Here is a 17,074-nt window from a genome sequence, read left to right as displayed (position 1 = left end):
GATGCTAGGGCAGCAGCGCCACGACGATGTAGAGGAGTTTTCGGGATGGGTGCACAGATCGCCGCTCCAGCGCCGTTGCGGAACAGTGTGCTGCTCGGGCTGGGTGTCCACCGCCCGGAGCGTGTCGTCACGAACGAGGAGATCTGCCGGCTGATCGATTCGAGCGACGAGTGGATCCAGTCGCGCTCCGGCATCAAGGAGCGTCGATTCGCGAAGGCGCACCCCGAGGAAACGATCGTCGAGATGTCGGTCTCCGCCGCAGAGAAGGCTCTAGAGGCCGCGAAGCTGACCGGTGCGCAGATCGATACCGTGATCGTCGCGTGCTCCACCTACGGTTTCCAGACTCCGCAGGCCGCTGCGCTCGTCGCCGACAAGATCGGCACGAACGGCGCCGCGGCGCTCGATATCCAGGCAGGCTGTGCAGGCTTCTGCTACGCGTTGGGTGTCGCATCCGACCTGGTCCGCGCGGGATCGGCGACGAACGTGCTCGTCGTCGGCGTCGAGCGGATGAGCGACGCCACCAACCCCACCGACCGCTCCGTACGATTCATCTTCGGTGACGGTGCGGGCGCCGTGGTCGTCGGCGCGTCCGACGAAGTGGGCATCGGCCCCACCGTGTGGGGATCCGACGGATCCCAGGGCAACGCGATTCGGCAGGAACCCGACTGGGTCGACTTCGCACAGAACCCCACCCAGCCGCGTCCGTGGATCATCATGGAGGGCACCGCGGTGTTCCGCTGGGCCGCCTTCGAGATGAGCAAGTACGTGCGTCAGGTCGCCGACAAGGCAGGTGTCGCGCTCGCAGATCTCGACGCCTTCGTGCCGCACCAGGCGAACCTGCGGATCAACGACGTCATCGTCCGTCAGCTCGAACTGCCCGACAGTGTGGCCGTCGCCGACGACATCATCGAGACCGGCAACACCTCGGCGGCCTCCATCCCGCTCGCCATGGAGAAGATGCTGCGCACCGGGCAGGTCGAGCCGGGCGCCACCGCGCTGCTGCTCGCCTTCGGCGCAGGTCTGTCCTTCGCGGGCCAGGTCGTCAAGATGCCGCCACTGGCCCAGTAGTCCATGGCGGGTAAGAAGAAGCCATCGATCCCTCGGTGGCTCTGGTTGCTGTGTTTCGTCGTGGTCTCCGTGGCGATGGTTCTTCTCGAACCGTACGACTCCGACTCGTCGGGGGCTGTCACCTCGCCGGGTGGCCCAGGTCCATCCTCGACCTACAGTGCTTCCTCCGCGCTGCAGGCGCTCGCCGCGCTTCCGGTGCGTGATGCAGCCTCGCAGTCCGGCTACGAACGGGAAGCGTTCGGCTCCGCGTGGACCGACAGCGTCACCGTCGAGTTCGGCAAGAACGGCTGCGACACGCGCAACGACATCCTCAAACGCGACCTCGTGCACATCTCCCTCGAGCCTGCCACCAAGGACTGCACCGTGCGCACGGGCACACTCCACGACCCGTACACCGGCAACGAGATCTTCTTCCGGCGCGGTAGCGACACCTCGTCGCAGGTCCAGATCGATCACGTCGTTGCGCTGTCGAACGCGTGGAAGACGGGCGCGCAGCAGCTCGATGAGCAGCAACGTCGCAATCTCGCCAACGATCCCCGCAATCTGATCGCGGTCGACGGCCCGACCAACCAGTCGAAGGGCGACGCCGACGCCGCACAGTGGCTCCCGCCCAATGCGGGCTACCACTGCGACTACGTGGCGCAGCAGATCGAGGTCAAGAGCGTCTACAAGCTGTGGGTCACGCCCGCCGAGCACGAGGCGATGTCGAGGGTCCTTTCGGCCTGCTGAATCGGTCGCCGGCAAGGGGGGGAGCGCAGACGGCCCTGAACCACGTCAACGGCTCTTGAATATCATCGTTGTGTCGCACGTAACCTGAGACGCGACGCGATTCCGGTGGCCACACCCGGTGCTGTTCGGAATCGGACCGATACGACGTGGGAGAACCGCCATGAGCGCCGATAAACCGAAGATCATCTACACGTTGACAGACGAGGCGCCGCTACTCGCGACGCACGCCTTCCTGCCCATCGTGCGCACCTTCGCCGGTGCCGCGGGCATCGAGGTCGAGTCGAGCGACATTTCGGTGTCGGCGCGGATCCTGGCCGCGTTCCCCGACCGCCTCACCGAGGAGCAGCGCGTTCCGGACACCCTTGCAGAGCTGGGACGTCTGACGCAGCTGCCCGAAACCAACATCATCAAACTGCCCAACATCAGCGCCTCCGTGCCGCAGCTCCTCGCCGCGATCAAGGAACTGCAGGGCAAGGGATACGCGATTCCGGACTTCCCGGAAGACCCCAAGACCGACGAAGAGCGCGACATCCGCGAGCGCTACGGCAAGATCCTCGGCAGCGCCGTCAACCCGGTCCTGCGTGAAGGCAACTCCGACCGGCGTGCACCCCGCGCGGTGAAGGAATACGCCCGCAAGCACCCGCACAGCATGGGTGAGTGGTCGATGGCGTCGCGCAGCCACGTCGCGCACATGCAGCACGGAGACTTCTACCACGGTGAGAAGTCCATGACGCTGGACAAGGCACGCAAGGTCCGCATGGAGCTGGTGACCAAGGGTGGCGAGACCATCGTTCTCAAGCCCGAGGTGAGCCTCGGCGAGGGCGACATCATGGACAGCATGTTCATGAGCAAGAAGGCTCTGCTCGAGTTCTACGAGGCGCAGATGGAGGATGCACGCAAGACCGGCGTGATGTTCTCCCTGCACGTCAAGGCAACGATGATGAAGGTCTCGCACCCCATCGTCTTCGGTCACGCAGTGAAGGTCTTCTACAAGGAAGCCTTCGCCAAGCACCAGGCACTGTTCGACGAACTGGGCGTCAACGTCAACAACGGCCTCGTCGACCTCTACGACAAGATCGAGACGCTGCCGAGCACTCAGCGTGAAGAGATCATCAAGGACCTGCACGAGTGCCACGAGCACCGTCCCGAGTTGGCGATGGTCGACTCGGCCAACGGCATCTCGAACTTCCATTCGCCCAGCGATGTCATCGTCGATGCTTCGATGCCTGCGATGATCCGTATGGGCGGCAAGATGTACGGTGCCGACGGCCGGCCGAAGGACGCAAAGGCAGTGATGCCGGAGTCCACCTTCGCGCGCATCTACCAGGAGATCATCAACTTCTGCAAGACCAACGGTGCGTTCGACCCCACCACGATGGGTACCGTCCCCAACGTCGGGCTCATGGCGCAGAAGGCCGAGGAGTACGGCTCGCACGACAAGACCTTCGAGGTCCCGGAGGAGGGCGAGGCCAACTTCGTGGACGCCGACACCGGCGAGGTGCTCCTCACCCAGCACGTCGAGGCAGGCGACATCTGGCGCATGTGCACCGTCAAGGACGCGCCGATCCGCGACTGGGTCAAGCTCGCGGTCACTCGTGCACGCAACTCCGGCATGCCGGTGCTGTTCTGGCTCGACCCGTACCGCCCGCACGAGAACGAGCTGATCAAGAAGGTCGAGCTGTACCTGAAGGACCACGACACCGAGGGCCTCGACATCCAGATCATGTCGCAGGTGCGCTCGATGCGGTACACGCTGGAACGGGTGATCCGCGGGCTGGACACCATCGCCGCGACCGGCAACATCCTGCGCGACTACCTCACCGATCTGTTCCCGATCCTGGAACTCGGCACCAGCGCGAAGATGCTGTCCGTAGTCCCGCTGATGGCAGGCGGCGGTATGTACGAGACAGGCGCGGGCGGCTCGGCTCCCAAGCACGTCAAGCAGCTCGTCGAGGAGAATCACCTGCGTTGGGATTCGCTCGGTGAGTTCCTGGCGCTTGCTGTCAGCCTCGAAGACCTCGGCATCAAGAACGACAACGAGCACGCCAAGATCCTGGCGGACGCACTCGACGCCGCGACCGGCAAGCTGCTGGACGAGAACAAGAACCCGTCCCGCAAGACCGGCGAGCTCGACAACCGGGGCAGCCAGTACTACCTCGCGCTGTACTGGGCACAGGAACTCGCTGCGCAGACCGAGGACAAGGAGCTCGCGGAGCGCTTCGCTCCGCTCGCCCGGACCTTGGCCGAGAACGAGGACACCATCGTGCGCGAGCTCCTCGAGGTACAGGGTTCCCCGGTCGACATCGGTGGTTACTACCAGCTCGACCGTGAGAAGGCAGACTCTGTGATGCGGCCGAGCAAGACCCTCAACGACGCGCTGGCGTCCGTGCAGGTCTGATCTCCTCCGGCAGAACGAACTGTGACACCCATTGCGGACCTTTCGCAGTCCGCGATGGGTGTCTTTCGTTCAGGGCCGCTACCGGTTGCCTCCCGAGCCGGGCCGCGATCAATCGAGAAGCGCGTCGACGATCTCGTCCTCCGACAGCAGCACATGTGTAGCCGCCGGACCCAGCGGCACGAAACTGTCGCGGCTCGTGACGCGGGTGATCTTTCCGGGATAGCGCGCGTCGATGAGCGCCGCGATCACCGATTCCGAGACCGATCCACTGCGACGCGTCTCGTCGACGACCAGGACTCGCGGGAACCGCATCGCGTGCTCGGTGAGCGCTGTCAGAGGCAGCGGCGCAAGCCACTGAAGATCGAGTACCGTCACGCAGATCCGCGGCGTGCGGCGTGCGGCGCGCAGGCTCATCCGCACACCGTTGCCGAATGTCACCACCAGGACGACCCGGCCATCACCGTAGGTCCGCACCGTGCCCGGCGCGATCGGTGCGGGGTCGGGGAACTGCTGCCACAGTCCGTCGTTCTCGTCGTACAGGTCGCGCTGATGGTAGAGCGCAATCGGTTCGACGAACACGCACACGCGATCTTCTGTGCGAGCCAAGGAGATACAGGCGCGCAGCAGCCCGCCCGCCGTCGCGGGATCGGACGGAACCGCGAGAACCAGGCCCGGAATGTCGCGCAGCGCCGCGACGGAATTGTCGTTGTGGAAGTGGCCGCCGAATCCGCGCTGATACGGCAGACCGGCGATACGCACCACCATCGGATTTCCGAAACAGCTGTCGGAGAAGAATTTCAGGGTTGCTGCCTCGCCGCGTAGCTGATCCTCTGCATTGTGTAGATAGGCGAGATACTGGATTTCGGGGATCGGGAGCATCCCGGCCACCGCGAACCCGAGTGCGGTGCCCAGGATCGTCTGTTCGTCGAGCAATGTGTCGAACACCCGGACCGCACCGAAATGCTCCTGCATACCGCGTGTCACCCCGTACACACCGCCCTTGGTACCCACATCCTCACCGAACACGCATGCCTGCGGGTGTTCCTCGAGGATGTGTCCGAGAGTGCGATTGACGGACTGTGCGAGCGTGAGCGGTTCCGGTGGCAGCGGGTGCGGGTCGTCGACCGTGTGCCCCCGCCCGTGGATGTGCAGCGGCCGCATCACCTGTGCTGCGGATTCGAGGCGCGGGGGATGGTGCAGTGTGTCGGCGACCTCGGCAACCTCGGCGCGCACCGATTCGTAGCGTTCTACGATCTCGTCGGAGGTGAAGAGATCCCGGGCGATGAGTTCGGCGGCGGTCGCGAGTAGCGGGTCGCGTGCGTAGTCGGCGACGATCTCGTCGCGACTGCGGTAGGCGCTTTCGACGTCCGATCCGGCATGGCCGAGGAACCGCACCGTTTTCAGGTGCAGGATCGCGGGGGAGCGTGTCGCGCGGACCTGCTCGACGAGTTCGCCGACGGTGACGAGTGTGGAGACCGCGTCGGCGCCGTCGACCGCGCGGTACTCGATGCCCGGATACCGCGAGAGCGCTCGCTCGATCCATCCGTCGGGGCTGCGCACGCTGATTCCGAGGCCGTTGTCCTCGCACACCAGCAGCAGCGGCACCGGCAGGCCGCGATACGTGCAGTACGCGGCGGCATTGACTGCCCCCGTCGCCGTCGAGTGGTTCGCCGACGCGTCGCCGAAACTGCACACCACCACCGAGTCCGTCGGCCAGGGGCAGCCGAGGCCGAGTTTCTGCACGCGTCCCAGTGCCAGCGCGAGGCCGAGGGAACGCGGCAGATGCGACGCGATCGTCGAGGTCTGCGGCAGGATGCTCAGCGAGGGATTGCCGAACACCTTGTGCCGTCCCGCGGAGATCGGATCGAGAGTGGATGCGGCGCACCCCGCGAGCACGTCGCGGATCGGCGTCGTGCCGTCTTTACGCGACGCGCGCGCAGCATAGAATCCGCCCGAACGGTAGTGCAGCAGAGCGGGATCGGTGAGGCGGGTGAGCAGGCCGAGCGCGGCATTCGATTCGTGCCCCGCGGAACCGATCGTGTAGAAACCCGCACCGCGCCGCTGCATCTCGCGTGCCGCGAAGTCGAGGTGCCGCGACTGCAGTTGCGCGTCGAAACAGTCGAGCACCAGCGCGTCGTCGACCCTGCGATCGGGAGCCCTCGTCGGGAGAGCCCGGAGCGCCGTGAGGAAATGGTCGTCGAGCGGCTCTGCCGTCATGCCTTATGTTCTACGCCGACCTCAGCGCGCTCGGAGGTCGATCGGTTGACCGTCGTTAGGAAAGGGCAACGACGTGAAGTTCATCGGCGCGACGTAATCGGCGGGCACATGCCATCGGTAGCGCAACAACAGGTGATGCAGCACCGTTTTGATCTCGGCTCCGGAGAAATGCATGCCGAGGCAGCGGTGGGCGCCCCCGCCGAACGGCGACCACGCGTACTTGTGTACGCGATCCTCGCGGCGCTCCGGGGAGAACCGTCCCGGGTCGAAGTGTTCGGGATCGGGCCACAGGTCGGGCATGTGGTGGCTGTAGTGCAGGCCGACGTTCATCAGCGTGCCCTTCGGAATGAAATGTCCGAGGATCTCGGTGTCGGCGACCGCGCGGCGCACGATGCCGGGCACGGGGGTGACGAGACGCTGACATTCCTTGATGACGAGATCGAGCGTGGTGAGCTGGTCGAGTTGCTCGAATGTCGGGGTCCTCGTGCCGAGGGCTTCCGACTCGTCGCGGCACGCCTGCTGCCACTGCGGGAACTGACCGAGATATTGCAGTGCGGTCGACAAGGTGATCGTCGACGTGTCGTGCGCCGCCATCATCAGAAAGATCATGTGGTTGACGACGTCGTCGTCCGAGAACCGTTCTCCGTCTTCGGATTCGACGTGGCACAGCACCGAGAACAGATCGTCGCCCGCATCTGTGCGCCGCGCGGGCAGGTAGCGTCGGAAGAACTCTTCGAGTCGTGCGCGGCCCTGGACCCCTCGCCGCCACCGGCTGCCGGGCAGCGCATAACGCACGATGGCCGTCGATGCCTGGACACACCCGATGAATGCCTTGTTGACCTCGTCCATCTCGCGGGCCGACGAGCCTTCGGCGCCGCCCATGAAGATCGACGTGGCGAGGCCGAGAGTGAGTTCTTTGATGGCGGGATAGGCGCGGAAGTCCTCTCGGGGTGTCCAGGTGTCGAGTGTCTTCTCGATTGCCGGGTGCATCGCCTCGGTGTACCGGGCGATGCGGTCGCGAGTGAAGGCCTGCGACATGATCCGTCGGTGCGCGGTGTGTTCGTCGCCGTCGAGCAGCATCAGACCCCGGTCGAAGAATGGTCCGATGAGCACGCGCCATCCGGCACCGTTGACGAGCGCGCGGTCGCGGTTCTGGAGAGCGGCGCCGCACGCGTCGGGCCCGAGGAGCACGACCCACGGGTTGCCTGCGAAGTGGAACCACGACACGGGCCCGTGCTCGCGGTAGCGCTTGTCGTACGCCTTCAGCGGGTTGCGCATGTAGTCGAGGGCGTACCCGATGTACGGCAGTCCTTTGTCGCCGGGGACGGGCGTGAGGCCGGGAGGTGCGGGGGCAAGCGTCTTGGTCACGGTCGACTCCACGGTTGGCATCTGACATAGCATGTTGTCAGATAACTGTAACTCGAATCACATCTACCTGAGGGCATTTGCTCGCCATCGGAGATGCAGCACGAGCGACAGGCGCGCCCCGTCGCATCCGTGATGCAGGGCACATGACATGCTGACCGGCATGGTCGACGTCGCACGTCCGAAGCTGGAAGGCACCGTCGCGGTTGGGGGAGGACGCAGGCTCGGCTTCGCAGAATTCGGGTCCCCGCAGGGCCGTGCCGTGTTCTGGCTACACGGCACCCCGGGTGCACGCAGGCAGATTCCGATCGAGGCCAGGGCATACGCCGAACGGGAGAACGTACGGCTGATCGGGTTGGATCGTCCCGGAATCGGCTCGTCGACACCCCACACCTACGACCGCGTGCTCTCGTTCGCCGACGACCTCCGGATCGTCGCCGACACCCTCGGTGTCGACCGCATGGGCATCGTCGGTCTCTCCGGCGGTGGCCCCTACACACTCGCGTCGGCCTACGCGATGCCCGAACGTGTCGTCGGGGTCGCGGTGCTCGGCGGGGTCGCGCCGGTCGTCGGTCCCGACGCGATGTCGGGTGGTCTGATGCAACTCGGCTCCCTCCTCGCGCCGCTGCTTGCGAGGGGCGGGGTGCCCATCGGCGCGGCGACGAGCGCCGCGATCCGCGTTGTCAGACCGTTCGCGTCGCCGATCATCGACCTGTACGGGCGGCTGTCGCCGGAAGCCGATCGACGGTTACTGGCACGCCCCGAGTTCAAGGCGATGTTCCTCGACGACCTGCTCAACGGCAGTCGGAAGCAGATGGCGGCACCCTTCGCCGACATCGTCGCGTTCACCCGTGACTGGGGCTTCCGGGTGCCCGACGTGAAGGCTCCGGTGCGGTGGTGGCACGGCGACACAGACCACATAATCCCCTTCGAGCACGGTCTGCACATGGTGGATCTGCTGCCCGATGCCGAGTTCCATCATCTGCCCGGCGAGAGTCATCTCGGTGGGCTCGGTGCGTCGGAGGAGATCCTCACGACCGTGCTGAAACTGTGGGACGCCGCCGAGCACTGATCCGCTGCGTCGCCCGCCCTACCGCGACCGATCGAGCAGAGCGAGCACCGCCTTCAGTTCGGTGGCATCGACCTGCCCGGGCGCTGACGGCGTCCCCACCATCCCGAACGTCGCGGCCGACCCGAACACTTGACCCGCCAGCCGTGAGATCACGCCGAGCCCACCCATCGACATGGTGATGATCGGGCGGTTCGCGTGCTTTTCGTGCATGAGCCGGGTGGCGTCGAGCAGCGTCAGGACATCCGCGGTGGACGTCGGCATCACCGCCATCTTGCAGATGTCGGCGCCCAGATCCTGCATTGCGCACAGTCGCGCGACGATGTCGTCGCGCTCGGGGGTGCCGTCGAAGTCGTGGTTCGACGCGACCACCGCGACACCGCGCGCGTGGGCGGCCTCGATGACCCGTCGCACGGCGGCAGGGTCGCGGCGATACTCGACGTCGACGAGATCGACCGCCCCCGACGCCGCGAGCGCGACATTCAGTGCCGAGTAATCGTCGTCGCTGATCGCGGCCTCACCACCCTCGTGCGCGGTGCGGAACGTCGCCAGCAGCGGCATGCCGTCGAGTTGTTCGGCGAGGGCACGTGCCTGCGCGACGACGGCATCCGGATCTTCGAAAGCGGTGAAGAAGTCGACACGCCACTCGACGAGGTCGGTGCGGCCGGTGAGGGCGTCGACCTGGCCGCGGAGCGCATCGGGGGCGGATCCGGTGATCGGCACGAACACCTTGGGGGTGCCTTCGCCGATCGTCACACCTTTGACACGGACCGGTGTGATCGCTTCACCCATCATCGACTCCTGCGCTGGTTGCCTGTGACGGAAGCCTAGTTCGGCCGCAGGCAACCGGGACGTCAGGGTCTGCGCTCCTGCACATCCGTGTCGTGGGCGGTCCGCGCAACCTCGGTGTGCACGGTTTCCGCCGCAGCACCGGGGGCATGGACCTTGTTCGGGTCGGCCACGGCCTCCCCGCGCGCGATCATGCCCGCCTCGTCGGACAGCGGGATCTCCTTGATGAGCCACGCGAGCAGGAACGCGATGACCAGGAACGGCACCAGGTACCAGAACACGGGTGCCAGCGAGTCGGCGTAGGCGCTGACGATGCCGTCCCTGATCGGCTCGGGAAGCTGTTTCATGATCGCGGGGTCGAGCGTTGCGGTGGCCTGACCTGCCTGCTCGGGGTCGGCGCCGGCCTCGGTGAACACTGTGGTCAGGTTCTCCGCGAGCTTGTTGGTGAAGATCGTGCCGAAGATCGCGACACCCAGCGCGCCGCCCACCTCGCGGAAGTAGTTGTTGGTGCTGGTGGCGGTGCCGATCTCGTCGACGGGCACGGCGTTCTGCACGACGAGCACCACGACCTGCATGACCAGGCCCAGGCCGACGCCGAAGACGAAGAGCATTGCGCACACGACCCACAGCGGGGTGTTGCCCTGCAGGGTCGTCAGCCACAGCATCCCGCCCACCATGACCGCGGTGCCGACGATCGGATAGATCTTGTATCGCTGAGTCTTCGTGATCGCGAGACCCGACGCGATGGTCGTCAGCATCATGCCTCCCATCATCGGAAGCAACAGCAGGCCTGACACCGCCGCAGAGGTACCGGACGACATCTGCAGGAACGTCGGCATGAATGCGAGCGCCGCGAACATGCCGAGGCCGATGACGAATCCGATCGCCGTGGCGTTGACGAAGATCGAGTTGCGGAACAGCGACAGCGGGATGATCGGGTCTTCTGCGCGCGACTCGATGAGCACGAACAGGCACACGGCGATGACGAGGCCGGCCCCGAACATCCACGTCATCGGATCGGTCCAGCCTCGATCTGCGCTGCCGCCGAAGTCGGTGAAGAAGATCAAGCAGGTCGTCGCGACGGAGAGCGCCACGATACCGGGAATGTCGATCTTCTTGGTGGGCTTCTTGACAGGCAGAGTGAGCATGAACCACGAGATGAGGAACGCGATGATGCCGATCGGGATGTTGATGTAGAAGCACCACTCCCATGACAGATGGTCGACGAAGAACCCGCCGAGCAGTGGTCCGCCGACAGCGGCGAGACCGAAGATCGCGCCGAGGGGGCCCATGTACTTGCCGCGTTCGCTCGCCGGAACGATGTCGGCGATGATCGCCTGCGACAGGATCATCAGACCGCCGCCACCGAGCCCCTGCATGGCGCGGAACACCACGAAGGTCCAGAAGTCGTCGGTGAACGCGCAACCCACCGAGGCGAGTGTGAAGACCGCGATCGCAATGAGGAACAGGTGGCGGCGACCGAAGACGTCGCCGAGCTTGCCGTATACGGGCATGACGATCGTGGTGGCGAGCAGATACGCGGTGGTGATCCACGCCTGGTGCTCGACTCCGCCGAGTTGACCGACGATCGTCGGCATCGCGGTGGAGACGATGGTCTGGTCGAGGCTCGCCAGGAGCATGCCGGCGATCAGCGCGCTGAAGATGATCCAGATGCGTCTCTGGGTCAGAACCAATGGTTCGTCGGTGGTGGTGGTCACGGGGTTCCTGTCGAATCGGCGAGGTCGAGCGGTTGTCCGAAGAGCTGTGCGGCAATGGAGATGTTGTGTAACAGCAGTTCTTCGAAAGATCGGGTGTTGTCGTCGCTGAAGAATTCGTCGACGGTATTGAAGGTGAGTGAGAGGGTGACGCCCACGATCGCGCGGGGGAGCGGATCGTCTGGCAGGAGGCCTTCTCTCCGGGCCACGAGAAGTGCGAACTCGCGCTGCTGCGTTTCGCTGACGGCCAGGAGCTTGGCCAGCAGTTGCGGCTCGGTGCGGACGATGTCCCGGAACAGCTGGTGTCTTTGCCGGGTGAAGTCGTTGTGGCGGGCGCGGGTGAGTACGAGCCGGGTGATGTCACTGAGCAGGGTCGGGGACAATCCGGTGTGATCGCCTGCCCCGCGTGCGACGAAGCGGTCCTGCTCCTCCTCGGGGAATCCCACTTCGTGTTCGCCGAAGACGGCGTCTTCTTTGGTGGGGAAATAGTTGAAGAAGGTGCGCCGTGAGATACCGACGTGATCGCAGAGTTCCTCGACCGTGAACCCCGAAAGACCTCGGTCGGCCGTGAGTGCGCGTGCGTGTGAGACGAGGGCGTCGTAGGTCCGTTGCATACGCGGGCTCCGCGGACCGCTCGTCAATGTTGCACCTTCGCTCACAGGGTGCAATTTTGCACTCACTTGCTATGGAGTGCAAAAAGCGGACATCAGGTGAACCACGACCGGGTCGGAGGCTTGACCCACATGATCCGTTCGTCGAGATGGTCGCGTGCCGCCGACGGATGATCCGCATGCGTCCGAGCCCACGCGGCTTTCTCGTCGAGCAACGCCGCCACCAGTGTCCACGTCTCCATCGAGCGCGGCGGATGCGCCTCGGCGGCACGGGCCAACCTGCGGCGGTTGTCGTCGGTCATCGCGAGCAGGTCGGCGCCGGTGATACCCCGATGCCACGCGAACCGCGCGAGCCCCAGCGCCTTGTCCCGACGATTCTTCTCCGCCCGATCGGTGTGGGCGAAGTCGGCGTCGTTCATGTCTGCACCTCCTGTGTCCTTCACCATGATCCGTCGTCGGCGCCTCGATCCGCCCACCGACCGTTGACACAGCCCGCTGGACCGCTCACGCTCGTGGTGTGGGGTTTCCCGAGGGAACACCGAAAGAGGTTGTCTCGCAGGCAACCGAACCGCCGCGTGTGCCCGAATTCGATCCCACCGTCGGAGTGTCGGTGAGCGGCGCATTCCATGGCACGCCGCCGCACAAGTTCGTGGCGATCGGCGACTCGCTTCTACAAGGATTCCAGAGCGGTGCCGTCTACCGGACCGAGGTGTCGGTGCCCGCGATCGTGGCATACGAACTCGGAGTCCTCGACACCTTCCGATACCCGCGATACGGCGGACCGGGCGGGCTGCCGCTGAACATCGAACTCATGTTGCGCCGCCTCGAAGAACGTTACGGCCCGCAGTTGAAGCCGTGGGAGATTCCGCCAGCACTGTTCACACTGCGTAGTTTCATGGACGAGGTCGAGGACTACTGGGAACGCGGTCCGGGTGCGATCGCGCCGGTCATCGGCACCTACAACGACAATCTGTCGTGCTACGGGTGGGATCTGCGCGACGCCCTCGAGAAAACCGCAGCCTACTGTGCAGCCCGCATCGCGACACCCAGCGACAGCTTCCTCGACGAGATCGTGGAGAACAACGGTGACCGCGCCGCGATGCGGGTCTACCCGCACTGGGCGTCCGAGCAAGAATCGATGACGTTGTTCGATGCTGCCACAGCCCTCGGTGACGACCACGGCGACGACACCGACAGCGGTATCGAAACACTCGTCGTCTTCCTCGGTTCCAACAACGCTCTGGGTACCGTCACCGAACTGCGTGTCGCGTGGAGCGACGCCGATTACAAGGACCTCGACCGCAAGAACTCCTACACGATCTGGCGTCCCGAGCATTTCGACGCCGAGTTCGCGGCGGTCGTCGAGCAGGTGCGCCGCATCTCCGCGCGACACGTCATCCTCTGCACGATTCCGCACGTGACGATCGCGCCGATCGCACGGGGCCTCGGCGGCAAGAGCGGCTCACGTTACTTCACCTACTACACGCGCCCGTGGATCGACGAGAAACACTTCGACGCGGCACGCGACGAACACATCACCGGCGAACAAGCATGGGCGGTCGACACCGCGATCGACCACTACAACAACACCATTCAGCGGGCTGTTGCCGATGCGCGACGAGGTGGGCGCGATTGGTACCTGCTGGATGTCGCGGGTGTCCTCGAACGTCTCGCCGCCCGCCGCTATCACGACGACCTGCAGGCTCGGCCCGCCTGGTGGACGCCGTACCCGCTTCCCCCGGTCCTCGCGGCGCTCGACCCTGTGCCCGACACCCGTTTCCTCACCGCCGACGGGAAAGGCGGGCGAGCGACCGGTGGGTTGTTCTCACTCGACGGCGTCCACCCCACCACCGTCGGGTACGGAATCCTCGCGCAGGAGATCGTCTCCATCATGGTTCGCGCCGGAGTCGAGTTCCGCCATCCGAACGGGGCGGTGCGCACCGACGCGGCGGTCGATTTCGAACGCCTCATTCGTCAGGACTCGCTGGTGCAGAGTCCGCCGCAGAACATCGACAGCGCGCTGTCGATCCTCGGGTGGGCAGACGAGATTCTCGACGTGTTCCGCCACCTTCTCCGCGGTGGTGTGTCCGTGCCCTGAAAACTTTCTCGAAGTTTTTTCGCTGTCGTGTCGATCGGTGTCTGCGTTGTTCGACGTGTAGGTATAGGGACCGAAACGCGGGCCCGGGGATTCACGGAACGAGGGAGATTCTCATGAAGTACATGCTGATCATGCGCGACACCGACGCCGCCATCGAGGCGTCGAAGAACATGGATTTCACCGAGATCATCAACGCGATGGGCCGGTACAACGAGTCGCTCATCAAGGCAGGCGTCCTGCTCGGTGGTGAAGGGCTCACCGAGGCGGAGGAGGGCTTCGTCGTCGATTTCGACTCCGAGACACCGCTCGTCACCGACGGTCCCTACGGTGAGACGAAAGAACTGTTCAACGGATTCTGGCTCATCCAGACCTCCACCAAGGAGGAAGCTGCCGAGTGGGCGAAGCGGTGTCCCCTCGGTCCGGGCAGCAAGCTCGAGGTACGTCGAGTGCACGAGACCGCGGAGTTCGACCAGGACAACGAGTACGTCCAGAAGGAGCACGTCTGGCGCGAGGAACTCGGCACCGATCGCCCGGTCGTCGGCTGAGTGACGACCGGCCGAATGATGGCGGATGAGGCGACGCTTCGCGCACGACGTGCGGTGGACGCGGTGTGGCGGATCGAATCGGCGAAGATCATCGCGACTCTCACCCGCAAGGTCGGGGATCTCGATCTCGCCGAGGATCTCGCGGGGCAGGCCCTGCTCGAAGCAATCGAGCAGTGGCCCGCCGCGGGAGTGCCACGTAACCCGGCCGCGTGGTTGACCTCCGTCGCCACTCGTCGCGCCATCGACACGTGGAGACGACAGGAACGTCTCGACGAACGCCACGCGCACATGGCGCGGGAACTCGAGAACGATGCGTCGCACTTCGACGATCCGTCGTGGGATCCCGATCGGATCGACGACGACGTCCTGCGCCTGATGTTCATGACGTGCCACCCGGTACTGGGACGGAAAGCGCAAGTGGCATTGACGCTTCGTCTCGTCGGCGGTTTGACGACCGAACAGATCGGTAGCGCGTTCCTGACACCGACGTCGACGGTGCAGCAGCGGATCGTCCGCGCGAAGAAGACACTCACGGCCGCGAAGGCCGCGTTCGAGGTGCCGGGACGCGACGAATTCGCGACCAGACTCTCGGCGGTGCTCGGCGTGCTGTATCTGGTGTTCAACGAGGGATACGCGGCCAGCTCGGGCGACGAATGGCTCCGCCCCGACATCAGCGCGGAGGCGTTGCGGATCGGCAGGATCCTCGCCGAGCTCGTCCCGAACGAGCCGGAAGCCCACGGACTGGTCGCGCTCATGGAGCTCACCGCATCGCGGTTCCCCGCACGAACCACGACGTCGGGAGAACCGATTCTGCTGGCGGATCAGGACCGCACCAAGTGGGACCGCGGGCAGATCACCCGCGGTCTCGCGGCATTGGACCGCGCCGATGCGATCGGTCGTGGTCGCGGACCCTACGGCCTGCAGGCGGCGATCGCGGAATGCCACGCGCGCGCGGCAGAATTCTCGGAGACCGACTGGAAACGGATCGTGCTGCTGTACGAGGCGCTGCAGCGTCTGGCGCCGTCGCCGGTGGTGGATCTCAACCATGCGGCGGCGGTCTCGATGGCGTACGGGCCGGGGCCCGCGCTCGAGTACGTCGACAAGATAGTTGCGTCGGGGAAACTTGCTGGATATCACCTGCTTCCGAGCGTGCGGGGGGATCTTCTCGCACAGCTGGGGAGGACTACGGAGGCCAGGGCAGAACTGCTCGCTGCGGCCGAGGCAACGGGGAACGAGCGCGAACGCGCCGTGCTCCTGGCGAAGGTGGATGATCTGGACCTGAGGTCGCTCGGGTCCGGGTCGCCAGGTGGAGGTAGCTACTAGGCCGTGTTTCAAATGTGGATCTGCCGAGGGATTCACTGCCCCGTCTGGCGTGTCATGACAACTGAATGAGCGAGGTCTCCGGTAGAGGGTTAATCGACCAAGACAAACCTGAATACCGGAGACCTCGTGCCCAGCGTAGCGGTACCGGGGCGGGCGGATCTGACCGACGCGCAGTGGGCGCGGTTGGAGCCGTTGCTGCCTCGCGGAAAGAAGGCGGGCCGGCCGCCGAAGTGGACGAAACGCCAGCTCATCGACGGGATCCGGTGGCGCATCCGCACAGGATGCCCGTGGCGGGACATTCCGGACCGATACGGACCGTGGCAGACGGTGTACGGACTGTTCCGGCGCTGGCAACGCGCAGGGGTGTGGGCGCAGATGCTCACCCGAGTGCAGGCGCTCGCCGACGCGGCCGGCGCGATCGTGTGGGATGTCAGCGTCGATTCGACCATCGCCCGGGCACACCAGCACGCAGCCGGTGCCCGCACAGACGGTGATCAGCAGGCCGAGCCACCGGGCGGTGTCGACACCGAGCCCGATGATCGTGCGTTGGGACGTTCACGCGGCGGTTGGACAACCAAGATGCATCTGGCATGCGAGCAGGGCCGCAAGGTCCTTTCACTCATCGTCACTGCAGGTCAGTGCGGTGACAGTCCGCAGTTCGAGGCCGTGCTCGACGCGATTCGGGTGCCGCGGCGCGGTCGTGGTCGACCGCGCCGCCGTCCTGATGCGGTCCTGGCGGATAAGGCGTACAGCAGTGCCGCCAACCGCGCCTACCTGCGCACGCGAGGAATCAGGGCGACGATCCCGACCAAGACCGACCAGGTTGCGAATCGGAAGAAGAAGGGCTCGTCCGGTGGTCGCCCACCCGTCTTCGACGCCGAGCACTACAAGCAGCGCCACGCCGTCGAGTGCGGCATCAACCTGCTCAAGCAGAACCGTGCTGTGGCAACGCGATACGACAAACTCGCGGTCCGCTACACCGCCACCGTGCGTATCGCCGCTATCAATCTGTGGCTGCGATCAGCCACCTTTTGAAACACGGCCTAGTGTGCCGCGCCGCTAATTCGTTGCAATAGTCGCCCGATGGATTCGAGCAGATCTCGTCTGCTGTCTCGGCCCAGGCGACGCGAAAGGACCTGCCGGGGTG

Annotated in this window: 14 protein-coding genes; 8 read left to right on the top strand and 6 right to left on the bottom strand. The window is 65.2% G+C overall.

Annotated elements, in window-relative coordinates; genetic code table 11:
* Window positions 1–45 precede the first annotated feature (45 nt).
* The 3 genes from MWU77_RS07540 (at window position 46) to MWU77_RS07530 (ending at window position 4,195) form a co-directional block, all read left to right on the top strand.
* Window positions 46–1,068 (top strand): beta-ketoacyl-ACP synthase III, encoded by a 1,023-nt coding sequence (locus MWU77_RS07540; protein WP_169687256.1) that lies wholly within the window; start codon window positions 46–48, stop codon window positions 1,066–1,068.
* A gap of 3 nt (window positions 1,069–1,071) precedes the next feature.
* The gene (locus MWU77_RS07535) at window positions 1,072–1,797 is read left to right on the top strand and encodes an HNH endonuclease family protein (RefSeq protein ID WP_308198775.1); all 726 of its coding nucleotides are present in this window, start codon (window positions 1,072–1,074) and stop codon (window positions 1,795–1,797) included.
* Between the two features lie 160 nt (window positions 1,798–1,957).
* Window positions 1,958–4,195: an NADP-dependent isocitrate dehydrogenase gene (locus MWU77_RS07530; RefSeq protein ID WP_247273334.1), complete on the top strand. Its 2,238-nt coding sequence runs from the start codon at window positions 1,958–1,960 to the stop codon at window positions 4,193–4,195.
* 108 nt (window positions 4,196–4,303) lie between these two features.
* Here the strand turns inward: MWU77_RS07530 and MWU77_RS07525 are convergent, their stop codons facing one another.
* Entirely contained in the window at window positions 4,304–6,412 is a 2,109-nt protein-coding gene (locus MWU77_RS07525) for a thiamine pyrophosphate-dependent enzyme (RefSeq protein WP_247273333.1), read from the bottom strand.
* Window positions 6,413–6,433: 21 nt separating this feature from the next.
* Window positions 6,434–7,780, bottom strand: coding sequence for a cytochrome P450 (locus tag MWU77_RS07520; protein WP_374229835.1), 1,347 nt, complete (start codon window positions 7,778–7,780; stop codon window positions 6,434–6,436).
* Window positions 7,781–7,940: 160 nt separating this feature from the next.
* On the opposite strand from MWU77_RS07520, the gene MWU77_RS07515 reads away from it, so the two are divergent.
* Window positions 7,941–8,849 (top strand): alpha/beta fold hydrolase, encoded by a 909-nt coding sequence (locus MWU77_RS07515; protein ID WP_240958968.1) that lies wholly within the window; start codon window positions 7,941–7,943, stop codon window positions 8,847–8,849.
* An 18-nt stretch (window positions 8,850–8,867) separates the two neighbouring features.
* Here MWU77_RS07515 and aroD read toward each other — a convergent pair whose 3' ends face one another.
* The 4 genes from aroD to MWU77_RS07495 all read right to left on the bottom strand — a co-directional run bounded on the left by aroD (window position 8,868) and on the right by MWU77_RS07495 (window position 12,380).
* Window positions 8,868–9,638: a type I 3-dehydroquinate dehydratase gene (gene aroD / locus MWU77_RS07510; RefSeq protein WP_169687251.1), complete on the bottom strand. Its 771-nt coding sequence runs from the start codon at window positions 9,636–9,638 to the stop codon at window positions 8,868–8,870.
* 62 nt (window positions 9,639–9,700) lie between these two features.
* Window positions 9,701–11,353: an MDR family MFS transporter gene (locus MWU77_RS07505; protein ID WP_169687250.1), complete on the bottom strand. Its 1,653-nt coding sequence runs from the start codon at window positions 11,351–11,353 to the stop codon at window positions 9,701–9,703.
* Complete coding sequence (locus tag MWU77_RS07500; RefSeq protein ID WP_169687249.1) at window positions 11,350–11,964, bottom strand: TetR/AcrR family transcriptional regulator; 615 nt, start codon at window positions 11,962–11,964, stop codon at window positions 11,350–11,352. The genes MWU77_RS07505 and MWU77_RS07500 overlap by 4 nt, the downstream gene beginning before the upstream one ends.
* 92 nt (window positions 11,965–12,056) lie before the next feature.
* Complete coding sequence (locus MWU77_RS07495) at window positions 12,057–12,380, bottom strand: hypothetical protein (protein ID WP_169687248.1); 324 nt, start codon at window positions 12,378–12,380, stop codon at window positions 12,057–12,059.
* Between the two features lie 98 nt (window positions 12,381–12,478).
* Here MWU77_RS07495 and MWU77_RS07490 point away from each other — a divergent pair, with 98 nt between their 5' ends.
* From MWU77_RS07490 to MWU77_RS07475, 4 genes are all read left to right on the top strand, one after another.
* Window positions 12,479–14,059: a hypothetical protein gene (locus MWU77_RS07490; RefSeq protein WP_169687247.1), complete on the top strand. Its 1,581-nt coding sequence runs from the start codon at window positions 12,479–12,481 to the stop codon at window positions 14,057–14,059.
* 113 nt (window positions 14,060–14,172) lie between these two features.
* Window positions 14,173–14,604 (top strand): YciI family protein, encoded by a 432-nt coding sequence (locus MWU77_RS07485; RefSeq protein WP_169687246.1) that lies wholly within the window; start codon window positions 14,173–14,175, stop codon window positions 14,602–14,604.
* 18 nt (window positions 14,605–14,622) lie between these two features.
* A complete protein-coding gene (locus MWU77_RS07480) occupies window positions 14,623–15,927 on the top strand; it encodes an RNA polymerase sigma factor (RefSeq protein ID WP_374229834.1) in 1,305 nt (434 codons plus the stop codon).
* A 126-nt stretch (window positions 15,928–16,053) separates the two neighbouring features.
* Complete coding sequence (locus tag MWU77_RS07475) at window positions 16,054–16,962, top strand: IS5 family transposase (protein WP_247273330.1); 909 nt, start codon at window positions 16,054–16,056, stop codon at window positions 16,960–16,962.
* The last annotated feature ends 112 nt before the right edge of the window (window positions 16,963–17,074 follow it).

This window comes from Rhodococcus sp. F64268 (genome assembly GCF_023015605.1).
GTDB lineage: Bacteria > Actinomycetota > Actinomycetes > Mycobacteriales > Mycobacteriaceae > Rhodococcus.
The sequence above is the reverse complement of the archived record's forward strand: the minus strand, read 5'-3'. Positions and strand labels throughout refer to the sequence as shown.